General features: G+C 61.6%; 12 protein-coding genes. 6 read left to right on the plus strand and 6 right to left on the minus strand.

The genetic code is table 11. The features are described from left to right. Positions 1–27: 27 nt before the first annotated feature. Positions 28–2,349 (minus strand): 5-methyltetrahydropteroyltriglutamate--homocysteine S-methyltransferase, encoded by a 2,322-nt coding sequence (metE, locus tag AC1RTQ_RS20340; RefSeq protein WP_492878385.1) that lies wholly within the window; start codon positions 2,347–2,349, stop codon positions 28–30. A gap of 128 nt (positions 2,350–2,477) precedes the next feature. Between metE and AC1RTQ_RS20345 the strand changes: the two genes are divergently transcribed. Continuing rightward, positions 2,478–3,401 (plus strand): LysR family transcriptional regulator, encoded by a 924-nt coding sequence (locus AC1RTQ_RS20345; RefSeq protein WP_492878387.1) that lies wholly within the window; start codon positions 2,478–2,480, stop codon positions 3,399–3,401. Positions 3,402–3,445: 44 nt separating this feature from the next. Here AC1RTQ_RS20345 and AC1RTQ_RS20350 read toward each other — a convergent pair whose 3' ends face one another. Then, a complete protein-coding gene (locus AC1RTQ_RS20350; protein ID WP_492878389.1) occupies positions 3,446–4,663 on the minus strand; it encodes an MFS transporter in 1,218 nt (405 codons plus the stop codon). A 150-nt stretch (positions 4,664–4,813) separates the two neighbouring features. On the opposite strand from AC1RTQ_RS20350, the gene AC1RTQ_RS20355 reads away from it, so the two are divergent. From AC1RTQ_RS20355 to AC1RTQ_RS20365, 3 genes are all read left to right on the plus strand, one after another. Beyond that, entirely contained in the window at positions 4,814–5,380 is a 567-nt protein-coding gene (locus AC1RTQ_RS20355) for a TetR/AcrR family transcriptional regulator (RefSeq protein WP_492878616.1), read from the plus strand. A 176-nt stretch (positions 5,381–5,556) separates the two neighbouring features. After that, positions 5,557–5,775, plus strand: coding sequence for a DUF4287 domain-containing protein (locus AC1RTQ_RS20360; protein ID WP_492878391.1), 219 nt, complete (start codon positions 5,557–5,559; stop codon positions 5,773–5,775). A gap of 89 nt (positions 5,776–5,864) precedes the next feature. Continuing rightward, the gene (locus AC1RTQ_RS20365) at positions 5,865–6,242 is read left to right on the plus strand and encodes a hypothetical protein (protein ID WP_492878393.1); all 378 of its coding nucleotides are present in this window, start codon (positions 5,865–5,867) and stop codon (positions 6,240–6,242) included. Positions 6,243–6,336: 94 nt separating this feature from the next. On the opposite strand, the gene AC1RTQ_RS20370 is transcribed toward AC1RTQ_RS20365, so the two are convergent. From AC1RTQ_RS20370 to AC1RTQ_RS20380, 3 genes are all read right to left on the minus strand, one after another. After that, positions 6,337–7,197, minus strand: coding sequence for an isocitrate lyase/PEP mutase family protein (locus AC1RTQ_RS20370; protein ID WP_182286186.1), 861 nt, complete (start codon positions 7,195–7,197; stop codon positions 6,337–6,339). Positions 7,198–7,323: 126 nt separating this feature from the next. Then, positions 7,324–8,325: a Bug family tripartite tricarboxylate transporter substrate binding protein gene (locus AC1RTQ_RS20375; RefSeq protein WP_492878395.1), complete on the minus strand. Its 1,002-nt coding sequence runs from the start codon at positions 8,323–8,325 to the stop codon at positions 7,324–7,326. A 76-nt stretch (positions 8,326–8,401) separates the two neighbouring features. Continuing rightward, on the minus strand, positions 8,402–9,376 hold the full coding sequence (locus tag AC1RTQ_RS20380) for a Bug family tripartite tricarboxylate transporter substrate binding protein (protein ID WP_492878397.1): 975 nt from the start codon (positions 9,374–9,376) through the stop codon (positions 8,402–8,404). Between the two features lie 183 nt (positions 9,377–9,559). On the opposite strand from AC1RTQ_RS20380, the gene prpR reads away from it, so the two are divergent. Continuing rightward, positions 9,560–11,569: a propionate catabolism operon regulatory protein PrpR gene (gene prpR / locus AC1RTQ_RS20385; RefSeq protein WP_492878399.1), complete on the plus strand. Its 2,010-nt coding sequence runs from the start codon at positions 9,560–9,562 to the stop codon at positions 11,567–11,569. Between the two features lie 225 nt (positions 11,570–11,794). After that, positions 11,795–12,742, plus strand: coding sequence for a sensor domain-containing diguanylate cyclase (locus AC1RTQ_RS20390; protein ID WP_492878401.1), 948 nt, complete (start codon positions 11,795–11,797; stop codon positions 12,740–12,742). A 50-nt stretch (positions 12,743–12,792) separates the two neighbouring features. Here the strand turns inward: AC1RTQ_RS20390 and prpF are convergent, their stop codons facing one another. Continuing rightward, positions 12,793–13,986: a 2-methylaconitate cis-trans isomerase PrpF gene (prpF, locus tag AC1RTQ_RS20395; protein WP_492878403.1), complete on the minus strand. Its 1,194-nt coding sequence runs from the start codon at positions 13,984–13,986 to the stop codon at positions 12,793–12,795. Positions 13,987–14,004 lie beyond the last annotated feature (18 nt).

The following is a 14,004-nucleotide window of genomic DNA, read 5'->3' on the forward strand; positions in this document are numbered from 1 at the left end:
GTCGGAAAGGACGGGGGACGCTTGCGTTCAGACGGGCTCGGCCAGCTTTACGCTCTGACGCAATGTCTTGGCTGCCTCCACCATGTGCTGCAGTGCAGGAATCACTTCAGCCCACTGACGTGTCTTGAGGCCGCAGTCGGGGTTGACCCAAAGGCGTTCGGTGGGAATGCGTTTTGCGGCTTTTTGCATGAGCTCCACGATGTCTGCCTTGGTGGGAATATTGGGAGAGTGGATGTCATAGACGCCCGGGCCGATCTCATTGGGGTAATCGAAGTGCTCGAAGGCCTCCAGCAACTCCATGTCCGAGCGTGCAGTCTCTATGGTGATCACATCAGCGTCCATGGCTGCAATCGAAGCAATGATGTCGTTGAACTCCGAATAGCACATATGGGTGTGAATCTGGGTTGCATCGGCAACGCCATTGGCACTGATGCGAAACGCTTCCACGGCCCAGTGCAGATATTCCTTCCATTGTGATTGACGCAATGGCAAGCCCTCACGCAATGCTGCCTCGTCGATCTGGATCACGCGCACGCCGGCTCTTTCCAGATCCAGCACTTCTGCGCGAATAGCCAGTGCCAGCTGATAGCAGGATGTGGAGCGTGGCTGGTCATCGCGCACGAATGACCAGTTCAGGATGGTGACCGGGCCTGTCAGCATGCCTTTCATGGGTTTGCGGGTCAAGGATTGGGCGTACTGGATCCATTCCGTCGTCATCGCCTTGGGGCGGTTGATGTCGCCGAACAGGATGGGGGGCTTGACGCAGCGTGAGCCATAGGACTGCACCCAGCCGAACTGACTGAAGGCATAGCCATCGAGTTGCTCGCCAAAGTATTCGACCATGTCGTTGCGTTCAGCCTCGCCATGCACCAGTACGTCCAGTCCCAGAGTCTCCTGCTCTTGCACGCAGCGTTCAATCTCGGCGCGCATGGCGCCTTGGTAGAGGGAGAAGTCGAGGCGACCAGCCTTGAATTCGCTGCGCGCCTGGCGGATCTCTGCCGTCTGGGGAAAAGAGCCAATGGTGGTGGTCGGGAAGGCTGGCAGCTTCAGCACTCGGGCTTGCTCGGCAGCGCGTACTTCGTAGCTGCTCTGGCGCTGGCCCAGCCTGGCACTGATCTGCCTGACTGCGGCCTGCACCGCAGGGTTGTGGACGCGAGGCGATGTACGGCGTGTGGCCAGAGCGGCAGCGTTGTCGGCCAGCTCGGCCTTGACGCAGTCTCGGCCATGGCGCAGAGCCTCGCCCAGCACGCGCAGCTCATCAAGCTTTTGCTGCGCATAAGCCAGCCATGATTTGATGTCGGCATCCAGCTTTTGTTCGCTGTTCAGATCCACGGGTACATGCAGCAAGGAGCACGATGGCGCAATCCAGAGACGCTCGCCTAGGCGTTCGGCCAGCGGCTCCACCCAGTCCAGCACGGCAGCCAGATCGGTTTTCCAGATATTGCGGCCATTGATCACGCCCAGCGACAGCACCTTGTGCGCGGGCAGCAGCCCCAGCAACTGTTGCACATCATCCTGTCCGTTGATGGCATCGATGTGCAGGCCGGCTACGGGCAGGTTCGCTGCCAGATATTTGTTTTCAGCCAACTGACCGAAATACGTGGCCAGCAGCAGCTTGATCCTGCAGCTTTTGAGGTGGTGGTATGCGGTGTTGAATGCGTGTTGCCAGTCGGCATCGAGCTCGGTCACCAGGATGGGCTCGTCCATCTGCACCCATTCCACGCCTTGGGTCGCCAGCGCATCCAGCAATTGGGCATAGACGGGCAGCAGACGCTGCAGCAGCTCCAGCTTGCTGGTGCCGTCCTTGGCCTTGCCCAGCGCCAGATAGGTGACGGGGCCGATGAGTACGGGTTTGGCTGCTATGCCCTGGGCCCTGGCTTCGGCCAGTTGCTCCAGCAGGCGCGCTGGATCAAGCTTGAATTCGGTGGTCGAGCTGAACTCGGGCACGATGTAGTGGTAGTTGGTGTCAAACCACTTGGTCATCTCGCCCGCGGCGACGCCAGCGCAGCAGCGGGTGTGGCCGGTACTGCGGGATTCGGTCGTGATCGCCGAGCGGCCACGGGCCACGCGAAAGTAGTTGTCCAGCGTATCGCCTTCGAAGCCTTGCACCCGTTCGGGCAGATTGCCCAGCGTAAAGCTCATGTCCAGTACCTGGTCGTAGAACGCGAAGTCACCCACGGGCACCCAGTCCAGGTCTTGCTGCGTGGCCCAGTGGCGTTGGCGCAACTCGGCGCCCAGTGCCTTGAGCGCATCGCGCGAGGTCTCGCCTCTCCAGTAGGACTCCAGCGCGAACTTCAGTTCGCGCTTTGCGCCGATGCGAGGAAAGCCCAGGTTGTGAATAGTCGTCATGCAGAAATCCAGTCTTTTGATCTTTGGCCCATGGCCAGAGTGGCTCGGGTCAGCGGACTGGATGTTCTTGGAATCGATGCATGAAGTAAAATGGTTGTTTCTCATGTATCCATGAATTGTGTTCACAGATGATTGAGCGTATCCATCTCGCCATCGTGCAAGAGGTTGAAAAGCAAGGTTCTTTGACTGCGGCAGCCGATGTGTTGTGCGTCACCCAGTCCGCACTGAGCCACAGCATGAGAAAGCTGGAGGGCCAACTCGGCACCGATGTCTGGCTGCGTGAAGGGCGCAGCCTGCGCCTGACGCAGGCGGGCCAATACCTGCTGGCGGTGGCCAATCGCGTGCTGCCTCAGCTGGATCTGGCCGAGTCGCGTTTGCAGCAATTTGCCCAGGGGGAGCGCGGCAGCTTGCGCATCGGCATGGAATGCCACCCTTGCTACCAGTGGCTGCTGAAAATCGTCTCACCCTATCTGGCCGCCTGGCCCGATGTGGATGTGGACGTGAAGCAGAAGTTCCAGTTTGGCGGCATCGGTGCGCTGTTCGGCTATGAGATCGACATGCTGGTCACGCCCGATCCGCTGTTCAAGCCGGGTCTGCACTTTGAGCCCGTTTTTGACTACGAGCAGGTGCTGGTCGTTGCGGCGGATCACACCCTGGCCCAGGCTGGTCATATCAAGCCCGGTGATCTGTCCCGCGAGGTGCTGATTACCTACCCCGTGGCCGTGGACCGGCTTGACATCTATACCCAGTTTTTGCTGCCCAAAGGCATTGCCCCCCGGCGCCATAAAACCATAGAGACCACCGACATCATGATGCAGATGGTCGCCAGCGGCCGTGGGGTCGCGGCCCTGCCGCGCTGGCTGGCTCTGGAATATGCCGAAAAGATGGCCGTCGTACCCGTGAAGCTGGGCAGCAAGGGGATCGCCAAGCAAATCTACCTCGGTGCCCGCGAGGCAGAGTTGCATACCGACTATCTGCAGGCCTTTATTGCGCTGGCACGGGCACCTGGCCTGGCTTTGCCGGCTGCGGCACCCACGCAGAAAGAATCCTGAAAAGATATCGGAAACCGATTGCTCAATAAGCGATAGCGGCTGATTCACATATTGATGGCTCTCATGCCCGGTGCGGACGCCCGGTCGGCTTGCCGTCCGGCCTGCACGCCCCACAGCCACATGGCACCGCCCGCCAGCAGCGTCAGCACAAACGATTGCTGTGCGCCCCAGTGGTCGATCAGCCAGCCGGCAGCGGCTGCACCCAGGGCCACGCCGCTGGCCAGGCCAGTCAGCAGCCAGGTCATGCCCTCGGTCAGGCGATTGGCTTGTACCTGTTGCTCCACCAGGCTCATGGCTACGGTAATCGTCGGGCCAAAGGTGATACCTGCCAGCAGCACGGCCAGCGTCAGCGCAGTCAGATTGCTGGCCAGCAGCAGGGGCAGGGCGGAAATGGCGACCGATGCACCGACCCGTACGATCTGGCGGCTGAGTGGCATCTGCAGGCGCAGCGTGCCAAACAGCAAGCCCATGGCGCAGGAGCCCAGCGCATAGAAGGACAGCACCACACTGGCCATGCCGGGCTGGCCCTGTGCGGTGGCGAAGGCCACGCTGGCCACATCGATCACGCCCACGATGACACCTTGCGCCAGCATGAACAGCGCCAGCGTGCGCACCACAGGCTGGCGCAGCATCGACGAGGTCCTGCCTTTTTCCGAGTCGGCATGCGGGCTGACAGGTGGTTCGGTGCGGCGTTGCACCACAAACAGGCCTACGCCGATGATGAGGAACAGCGCCGCAGCCAGCGGGCCTGCCTCGGGGAACAGCAGCATGCTGAGGCCCACCGACAGCGGCGGGCCGACGATAAAGGCCAGATCGTCAAGCACGCCCTCCAGTGCAAACGCGGTCTGCAACTGGGGCGTTCCGCTGTAGATTGCCGTCCAGCGGGCGCGAACCATCGCTGGCATGCTGGGCAGGCTGCCGACAGCAGCGGCCAGTACCAGCAGCAGCCAGTCCGGTCCCTGCCAGTGGGCACAGGCCAGCAGCGCCAGCATGGACAGCGCACTGCTGGCGGCCGCAAACGGCAGCACCCTGAACTGGCCGTAACGGTCAACCAACGCCGAGATGCGCGGTGCCAAAACGGCAATCGACAGTGCGAAACAGGCCGACACCATGCCTGCCAGCGTGTAGGCGCCGCGCTGCTGCGACAGCATGGTGATCAAGCCAATCCCCGTCATCGACAGCGGCAGTCGCGCCAGCAGCCCGGCCAGCACAAAGCCCGTGCTGCCCGGCGCTGTAAACAGCTTGCGGTAAGCATTCAACATGGAAACCCTTGAATAGATTCACTCGCATACATTGTGTATGCGAGTGACATTCTAGGAGCTTGGGATGTAGCGCGTATGATTGGCATACGCTTTGTATGTGAATATTGCCGGGAGTTCGCAGTGACCCAAGTTCGCCAGAGTCGTGCCAGCATGATCGAAGCCACGCGGGCCAAGCTGATCAGCGCGGCGCGCAGCGCTTTCGCCGAGCATGGCTATGCCCAGGCAGCCATGGACGAGTTGACCGCGCAGGCCGGTTTGACGCGCGGCGCGCTCTATCACCACTTTGGTGGCAAGCCCGGTCTGCTGGCTGCCGTGGTGGCGCAGATGGATGAAGAAATGGACCAGCGGCTGGAGCTGGTGCTGCGGGGCCATGCCGATCCATGGGAAGGTTTTCTGGCCTATTGCCGCGCCTATCTGAGCATGGCGCAGGAGGCTGAGATTCGCCGCATTGTGTTGCAGGATGCACGCTCTGTGCTCACCGGTACCGACCAGGGGCAGCAGCACCAGCAATGCATTGCTTTTATCGCCGGTTTTTTGCAGCAGCTCATTGATCAGGGCGTCATCGTGAGCGCCAGTGCAGCGGCGCTGGCAAGGTTGCTCAACGGCTGCCTGATCGAAGCGGCTTTCTGGATTGCCGAGGAGGGCGCTCCACCCGAGCGCCTGAACGAGGCATTGCAGGCGCTGGATTTGATGCTGCAAGGCTGGAAGGCGGCGTGAGCCGGTGCCCCGACGGGTATCTTCGATGCCTGCAGGCTGACCGCCGAAGACAGGCGCAGGAAGATGCAGTGGCGGCGCTGCTGCATCTGTTGCATGCGGCGCAATCCTGATGGAAAAGTGGCCGGGCTTCGGTGATGCTTTGCGCATGACTTTTCAACCAACCCTTGGAGCTGCACATGACAACTGAACCGAAGATCAAAGGCCCGGCCTCCTACTTTCCCTCCATCGAGAAAACCTACGGCCAGCCGGTCACGCACTGGATCAAGATTCTCGAAGGCCTGCACGACAAGAAACATATGGAGCAGGTCACGTATCTCAAGGTCGAGCATGGCATCGGCCACGGACATGCGAACGCGCTGGTCGCATACTATCGGGCGCAATCTGGCGCCCAGTGAGAGTGCATCGTGCCAGTTTGCAGGCGTCAGAGATGGTGTGCGAGCTGGTGCTGTCTATCTTGCGTGAGCCCTGCACCTTCAGCGAACCCATGAAATTTAAGAAAGTGCTTCGTGAAGCGTTGCGGCTCTGGCCATCGCAAAGATGGATTTCTGACGGGTGGCTCATGGCCGGCGACGGAGGTCTGTCTCCGCAGCTGTCCGCACACTGGGAGATGGCGCAAGCCCATGCAAAAGCGTGGAGTGAAGCGCATCAGCTGATGGTCTGGGCGATCTTCTGTGCCTGGCACAAAGCTGCGGTCGAACATTTCAAGGCGGGTCGGGGCCGGATTGCCAAATTGGATCTGGATATACGGCATTTCCGCCAGAAGTACGAAGAAAGCCTGTTCGCAGATGGCAGCCGCTATCCACGCCAGATGCTGCGCGCCTATCGCCGTGAGTTGAGGTCCAGGCCAAGACCAGCTCCATAGGCTCAGCCACCTATGCGGGATGATAAAAAAACAGCGCGCAACGCTTGATGCCTAGGCGTTGCACGCCGTCTGCTCCTCAGGACATGCTTTGGAGTTACTGGTACTTCTGCTCCAGCCCATCCCAGAAGTCCTTGTTCACCAGCCGCTGGCGTTCAAGGAAAGGTGCGACGATGGCGGGGTCTTCATCGACCTTGTGATCGTCACGCAGCAGGGTCAGGCACTTTTGCATGCCGGCCACAGCGCCTTGCAGTGCGGCATTGGCATAGAGCACAAAGCCATAGCCCAGTTCACCCAGTTCGTCAGCGTTGAAGATGGGGGTCTTGCCGCCGATGACCATATTCATGAGCTGGGGAGCTTGCAGGCGCTGCGGCAGGGCGCGCACTTCTTCGGCCTGGGTGACGGCCTCGACAAACAGGATGTCGGCACCGGCTTCCTGAAACTGCTGAGCGCGCTCGATGGCGGCTTCAAAGCCGTGAACGGCTGCCGCGTCGGTACGGGCCATGATGAGAGTGCCGCTGTCGCGCCGCGCATCGACAGCGGCCTTGATCTTGCCCAGCATTTCGCTGGTTTCGATCACGGCCTTGCCATTGAAGTGACCGCAGCGCTTGGGGCTGACCTGGTCCTCAAGCTGAATGCAGTCGGCACCGGCGCGCTCCAGCGTGCGCACGGCGTGATAGGTGTTGACGGCGTTACCGAAGCCGGTGTCGGCATCGACCAGCAGCGGCACCTCCACGGCGTCGCGGATGCGGGCCGTATGGTCGGCGATATCGCTAAGACCCATAAAACCCTGGTCTGGCATGCCGAACCACATATTGGTCACGCCGGCACCGGTCACATAGATGGCTTCAAAGCCCAGGTCGGCGATCAGCCGCGCCGACATGGCGTTGAATGCACCGGGAACGATGACGCCGCGGCGGGCATCGGCCAGGGCCTTGAGTTGTTGCTTCGGGTTCATGAGATTTCTTGTTAAAAAAGGACTCTGAGACTTATCTGATGGGCGCATTCAGCTATCAGCCGTGATGGCTGTATGCACTTCTGGCTGGTGCAGTCAGGCAGAGCTGCCGCGCAGCTCCTCGGCGGATTAATCCAGCGAAATATTCGCGTTCTTGATCACAGGTGCCCACTTGGCGCGCTCGGCTTCCAGGTATTTGCCATAGGCCTGAGGCGTGCCGCCCATGATCTGGCCGCCACTGCTTTCGATCATCTGGCGCAGAGACTTGTCGTTCTTGAGCGCTTCGTTGACGGCCTGGTTGAGCTTGGCCACCACGGCGTCGGGCGTGTTGGCCGGTGCAACCATGCCCAGCCAGTTGTACGACTCAAAGCCCTTGACCCCGGCTTCGTCCAGAGTAGGTACGTCGGGCAGCACGGCCAGGCGGGTCTTGCTGGAAACGGCCAGGGCATTGATCTTTTTGGCCTTGATCGAAGGCAGGGCCGAATAGCCCATCTCGAACATCATGGCCAGATGGCCGCCCATGAGGTCAGTGGCTGCCAGTGAGCCGCCCTTGTAGGGCACATGGGTTAGCTGGGTCTGGGTCTGGTAGGCCAGCAGCTCGCCCGACAGATGATGGGCCCCACCCACGCCCGAGGAGCCATAGGTCAGATCGCCGGGCTTGGCCCTGGCATGGGCCAGCAGTTGCTGCACGTTCTTGAAGGGCTGGTTGGGAGCGGTGGTCAGAAACAGGGGCGCCTGCTCGATGAGGATGATGGGCTTGAACGCCGTCTTGGCGTCATAAGGCATCTTTTTCATCAGCATGGGATTGGTGACCAGGGGGCCGGGCGAGCCGAAACCGAAGGTGTGGCCGTCGTTGGCCTTGGCGATGGCATCCGTACCCGTCACGCCGCCGGCACCGCCACGGTTGTCGATGATCACGGGCTGGCCCAGCGCCTTGCCCAGCGAGTCGGCAATCAGGCGTGCGCGGGTATCGGCATAGCCGCCTGCCGCATAGGGCACGATGAGCTTGACGGTGCGGGTGGGCCAGGCATCCGAGCCTTGGGCCAGAGCGGCAGAGGCACCGCCCAGCAAGGCTGTGATGGCGGCGGCGCAGGCAGTGGCGCGCAGCAAGGCGTTTCTACGGGAAATCATGAATCAGGTCTCGGTATTGCTATAAGGCTCCAGCGTATATGGGGCATGCGCTGGCTGCTATGTTTTTTTGCGCAGCTCACTTTTCCTGCATATGAGCTGCCTTGACGATCTCGCCCAGGCGCTTGCGCTCGGCATCGGCAAACTTCACGAACTCCGCACGTGTGCCGCCTACCGGCTCGATGCCCAGGCCCTTGAGCTTTTCGACGGTGGCGGGCTCCTTCATGGCCTTGTCCACGGCAGCAGCCAGCTTGTCCAGAATGGCGGGTGGTGTGCCCTTGGGGGCATGAATGCCGGCCCAATGCGCGATCTGCAGGTCGGCAAAGCCTTGCTCCACGGCGGTGGAGAGCTGGGGGTAGGCGGAGATGCGCTGGGTCCAGGTCGTGGCCAGAGGTTTGAACTTGCCCTCATGAATGATGTGCGGCAGCGCGATGATGCTGGCTTCGGACGTGCCTTCGACCTGGCCGCCCAGCACGGCGGTGGTGCTCTCCGAGCCGCTCTTGTAGGGCACGGGCTGCAGCTTGGCGCCATATTTCACATTCAGCATCTCGGCCACGAAGTGCGGCGTGCTGCCCGTGCCGGCGGTTGCAAAGTTGAAGCCGGCACCCTTCTTCGAAGCTTCGACGAAGTCGCGCAGGTTGTTATAGGGCGCGTTCTTGGGCACCACGATCACCGAAGGCGCCAGGCCGATCATCACCACGGGCTGCAGAGCATCGTCCTTGAAAGGCATGGTCTTCTTGATCATGCTGTTTGAGATGACGCCGGCCGCGCTGACCAGCAGCGTATAGCCATCGGGCTGGGCCTTGGCCACGATATCAGCACCCACGGTGCCGCCCGCGCCAGGACGGTTGTCAATCACCACAGGCTGGCCGAGGATCTTGGAAGCGCCTTCGGCTGCCGATCGGGCCATCAAGTCATTGGCACCGCCAGCGGAAAACGGCACCACGAGGCGAATCGGGCGAGTGGGCCAGTCGGCGGCCTGGACCAGGCCTGCGGGAGCCAGCACGGACAGAGCCAAGGCCTGGACAACAAGATTGCGGCGGTTCAAAAACATCGATATCTCCTGGATCCAAATTCATATGGGTATGGGCTGTTACCGCAAGCACTGTGCCAGGCAGATCCAGGGAAAACCCTTTGTGAATCAAATGCTTGAAATCATTGAATTTTTTGTGATTTCTCGGGGTGCCTTTCTGCGAGGGTGTATTGGTTATGTTTCGATGATGAAATAATTGTTCTCATGAATGAAACAGATGAGATATCGGACGATGGTGTCAATCGGATGCCGACAACTGGTCAGCCGCATTTGCCCCACATCGTCACCGTAGGCCGCTATCGTGTGGGGCGGGTGCTGGAGCGGCTGGCACAGCCCTGGTCGGGTGAGGCCAGGTTCTCGCATATCTCGGCTTCCTTCGACGATGCGGTGGCCCAGGTGCAGGCGCTCAATCTGCGCCAGCCTATCGACGCCTTGGTGGGGGCCGGAGCCAGCGGTGCCTGGATTCGCGAGCGCGTGGACATTCCGCTGGCCATGGTCGAGGTGCGCGGCCTGGATTTGCTGCAGGCGCTGCGCCAGGCCAAGTTGCAAACCACGCAAGAGGCTGCGCGCGTGGGCCTGGTCAACTTCGAGGTGCCGTCGCCCGTGGTGGCTCAGTTCGACAGCCTGTTCGGCCTGGGTTTGGTCCAGATCGCCTATCAAGGTCCGCATGATGCGCCGGCCTGTGTGCAAAAGCTCAAGGCTGCAGGCGTTGGTGCCGTGGTGGCGCCAGGCCTGGTGGCCGATCTGGCAGAGCAGGCGGGCATGGCCAGCGTGTTGCTGTATTCCGATATTTCGGTGCGTCAGGCACTCAGTGACGCCATGCTGCTGGCCCGCCATCGACGTGCCGAGCGCGACCGGCATCAACGACTGGAAACCGTGTTGCACCAGTTGCAGGACGGTGTGGCGGCTGTGGACGAGCGTGGCCGCATTTGCGCGCTGAACCCGCGCATGGCAGCCTTGCTCGGGGCCTCGGTCGAGGCCTTGCACGGCCGCATGCTGGAGGAGGTGGCTCCGTCCCTGGGAACGGCTCGGGCACTGGCGGGCGAGGAGGGCGGAGAAGAGGTGGTGCAACTGGCCCTGCGTACCCTGGTGGTGCGACGTGCGCCAATTGTGGAGAACGGGCTGGTGACCGGCGCTTTGCTGGTCTGCCGCGATCCTGCCGTCATCCAGCGGGCCGATCGCAGCCTGCGCGCCAATCAGCGGCAAAGAGCTAGCGGTGTGCGCTGGCGTATTGAGGACTATCTGGGCAGCAGCCCCGCTGCCCAGCGTGTGCGACTGCTGGCCAGGCAGTACGCGAACAGCGATGCGACGGTGCTCATCCTGGGCGAAAGCGGGACCGGCAAGGAGCTGGTGGCGCAAGGCATTCACAGCGCGGGACGACGTGCGGAGCAGCCATTTCTGGCGGTCAACTGCGCGGCGCTCAGTGAAAGCCTTCTGGAGAGCGAGCTTTTCGGTTACGAGGAGGGCGCTTTTACCGGGGCCAGGCGTGGCGGCAAGACCGGGCTGATCGAGGCTGCGCATACCGGGACCCTGTTTCTCGATGAAATTGGCGACATGCCGCTGGCGCTGCAATCGCGGCTGCTGCGAGTGCTGCAGGAGCGCGAGGTATTGCGCGTAGGTTCCACCGCGCCGATTCCCGTGGATGTGCGCGTGATTGCCGCCACCCATGCGGATCTGGCGGATCAGGTGGAGCGCGGCCGCTTCCGGCGCGATCTCTACTACCGGCTGGCGGTGCTGCGCCTGAGTACGCCTTCGCTGCACATGCGTGGTGCCGCCGATATTGCGGAACTGGGCCGCGCCATGCTGGCTCAGCGCCTGAGCGCGGCAAGCGGGCTGCCCCGCGCACTGCATGACAGAGTGGAGCAGCAGCTCGATGCGCTGCTGGCCAGGGCTGCGGCGCATGACTGGCCCGGCAATGTCCGTGAACTGGACAACTGGGTGGAGCGTCTGCTGGCCTGCAGCGACTATCTGGGCTCAGGCCGGGGCGGCCTTCTGGATATGGCGCGTTTGCTTGAAGTCTTCCCGGAGTGTGCCGACGGCCTGGCTTTGGCTGAGCCTGCTGCGGCCCGGCAGGCACAGCTCAGAGACGCGGGTCGCCTTGCCGAGCAGAAGCGATTGTGTGAGGTGCTGGAGTCGGTCGGCGGCAATCAACGGCAGGCCTGTGAGATTCTCGGCATCAGCCGGGCCACTTTGTGGCGGCGCATGAAGGCTTAGCTGCGGAGCGGCTTGAGCGGCAGCAGGTCACCATACGTATGATTTCGGCCAATATCGTGAGTGGACGGCGTGAATTTCGGCATCTGGCGCAACAATCTCCTGCAAGCTTGGATTGGGCTTTGACTTGAGCCTTCAAGCTCTGAACGACTGCAAGCGCGACAAGGCCAGGACCTGCAACAGGACAGGCCGTAGATTTATCGGTTGGAATCGGGAGGGAGACGGCTTATGTCCGACGTGAGCGAGCTTGAGAACGAGAGTGCGGTCTACAGAACCTTGCTGGAGTCCACCAAGGCCATTCCATGGAAGATCGACTGGGCGACCATGAAGTTCGCCTATATCGGCCCTCAGATCGAGAGCCTGCTTGGCTGGAGCCGTGAAAGCTGGGTCAGCGTCGAAGACTGGGCCATGCGCATGCATCCCGACGACCGCGAATATGTGGTGAATTTCTGTGTGAGCCAGTCCCAGGCCGGCGTGGACCATGAGGCTGACTATCGCGCGCTGACCAAGGACAACGGCTATGTCTGGATTCGCGATGTGGTTCATGTGGTGCGCAACGAACACGGTGAAGCCCAGGCGCTGATCGGCTTCATGTTCGACATCAGCGAACGTAAAAAGACCGAGGAAAGACTGCTGAGTCTGCAGAAGGAGCTGGAGGTGCTCTCCTTCAAGGATGGCCTGACCAGCATTGCCAACCGACGCTGCTTCGACGCCAGCTTCGAGCAGGAGTGGGAGCGCGCGCGCAGCGATGGCAAGCCCCTGTCCATGCTGCTGTTCGATGTCGACTTCTTCAAGCAATACAACGATTTGTACGGTCATATACAGGGCGACAAATGTCTGGTGGATATTGCTCAGACCCTGAGCCTGGCGCTGGACGGACAGCGTGACCTGGTGGCGCGTTACGGTGGCGAGGAGTTTGTGGTGCTGCTGCCCGAAGCAGATGCCGAAACTGCGCAAAAGGTGGCCGAGCGCTGCCAGCGCCTGATCCAGAAGCAGTCCATCGTGCATGCGCTGTCGCCCCATGACCGAAGGGTGACCGTCAGCATTGGCGCGGGTACGGTGCTGCCGGCAGAGCATATTCGACCTGCCGGCTTCATCGAAGCCGTGGACCGGCAGCTCTATGCGGCCAAGAACAAAGGCCGCCACCGGATTGAAAGCGTGACCTTGAGCCCTTGAGCCTTGCCAAGGCCTGCATGCCGCAGGCGACCGGCAGTGCACACCCGGTGTCAGGCCTGCAGCACTTCGCCAGGCACCCGTACCCAGCCTTCCATCAGAATGCGGGCGCTACGGCTCATCAAGGCCTTGGTGACCTGCCATTGACCCTGGTCGCTCCTGGCTTCGGCCCCCACACGCAGGGTTCCGCTGGGATGGCCGAAGCGCACGGACTGGCGCTCGCCGCCGCCCGCTGCCAGATTGACCAGCGTGCCGGGAATGGCGGCAGCCGTGCCGATGGCGACGGCTGCCGTGCCCATCATGGCGTGGTGCAACTTGCCCATGGACAGCGCCCGCACCACCAGATCGATATCCTTGGCGGCAATGGCTTTGCCGCTTGAGGCGATATAGCTTTGCGCAGGAGCCACAAAGCCGATCTTGGGCGTGTGCTGGCGTGTGGCGGCTTCATCGAGATCCTTGATCAGGCCCATCCTGAGTGCGCCATGGGCGCGAATGGCTTCGAATCTGGCCAGTGCTGCGCCATCGCTGTTGATGGCATCCTGCAGTTCGCAGCCGGTGTAACCCAGCTCTCTGGCATCGAGAAAAATGGTCGGAATGCCGGCATTGATGAGGGTCGCGCAAAAGCGGCCGACACCGGGCACATCCAGCTCGTCGCTGACATTGCCGGTGGGAAACATGGCAGCGCCGTCCTCACCTTCATCGGCGGGATCCAGGAACTCCAGGGCCACTTCGGCAGCGGCAAAGGTCACGCCGTCAAGTTCGAAGTCCCCGGTTTCCTGCACCTGACCATCGCGGATCTGCACATGGTTGATGATGGTCTTGCCGATATTGGCCTGCCAGATGCGGATGGTAGCCACGCCGTTGTGCGGAATGCGCTCGGCCGGAATCAGACCCATGTGGATCGCGCAGGGACCGACGGCTGCGCTCAAGTTGCCGCAGTTGCCGCTCCAGTCCACAAAAGGCTGATCGATGGAAACCTGGCCGAACAGATAGTCCACATCGTGATCGGCGCTTGCGCTCTGGCAGAGGATCACGCCCTTGCTGGTGGAGGATGAGGCATTACCCATGCCGTCAATCTGTTTGCCATAGGGATCGGGGCTGCCAAGGGTGCGCAGAAAGATGGCGTCGCGAACAGGGCCGGGCTGCCGGGCCGTTTCGGGCAGATCCTGAAGCTTGAAGAACACACCTTTGCTGGTGCCTCCGCGCATATAGGTGGCGGGAATGCGGATTTGCGAAGTGAGGGACATGGAATGGCAAACAAACAA

Source organism: Comamonas sp. GW821-FHT11H03 (genome assembly GCF_058807955.1).

Excerpts from the sequence above, each read along its gene's own strand:
- prpR (WP_492878399.1), top strand. The coding sequence starts at position 9,560 with ATGAATGAAACAGATGAGATATCGGACGATGGTGTCAATCGGATGCCG.
- AC1RTQ_RS20360 (WP_492878391.1), top strand. The coding sequence starts at position 5,557 with ATGACAACTGAACCGAAGATCAAAGGCCCGGCCTCCTACTTTCCCTCC.
- AC1RTQ_RS20350 (WP_492878389.1), bottom strand. The coding sequence starts at position 4,663 with ATGTTGAATGCTTACCGCAAGCTGTTTACAGCGCCGGGCAGCACGGGC.
- AC1RTQ_RS20345 (WP_492878387.1), top strand. The coding sequence starts at position 2,478 with ATGATTGAGCGTATCCATCTCGCCATCGTGCAAGAGGTTGAAAAGCAA.
- AC1RTQ_RS20355 (WP_492878616.1), top strand. The coding sequence starts at position 4,814 with ATGATCGAAGCCACGCGGGCCAAGCTGATCAGCGCGGCGCGCAGCGCT.
- AC1RTQ_RS20370 (WP_182286186.1), bottom strand. The coding sequence starts at position 7,197 with ATGAACCCGAAGCAACAACTCAAGGCCCTGGCCGATGCCCGCCGCGGC.
- AC1RTQ_RS20390 (WP_492878401.1), top strand. The coding sequence starts at position 11,795 with ATGTCCGACGTGAGCGAGCTTGAGAACGAGAGTGCGGTCTACAGAACC.
- metE (WP_492878385.1), bottom strand. The coding sequence starts at position 2,349 with ATGACGACTATTCACAACCTGGGCTTTCCTCGCATCGGCGCAAAGCGC.
- AC1RTQ_RS20365 (WP_492878393.1), top strand. The coding sequence starts at position 5,865 with ATGAAATTTAAGAAAGTGCTTCGTGAAGCGTTGCGGCTCTGGCCATCG.
- prpF (WP_492878403.1), bottom strand. The coding sequence starts at position 13,986 with ATGTCCCTCACTTCGCAAATCCGCATTCCCGCCACCTATATGCGCGGA.
- AC1RTQ_RS20380 (WP_492878397.1), bottom strand. The coding sequence starts at position 9,376 with ATGTTTTTGAACCGCCGCAATCTTGTTGTCCAGGCCTTGGCTCTGTCC.
- AC1RTQ_RS20375 (WP_492878395.1), bottom strand. The coding sequence starts at position 8,325 with ATGATTTCCCGTAGAAACGCCTTGCTGCGCGCCACTGCCTGCGCCGCC.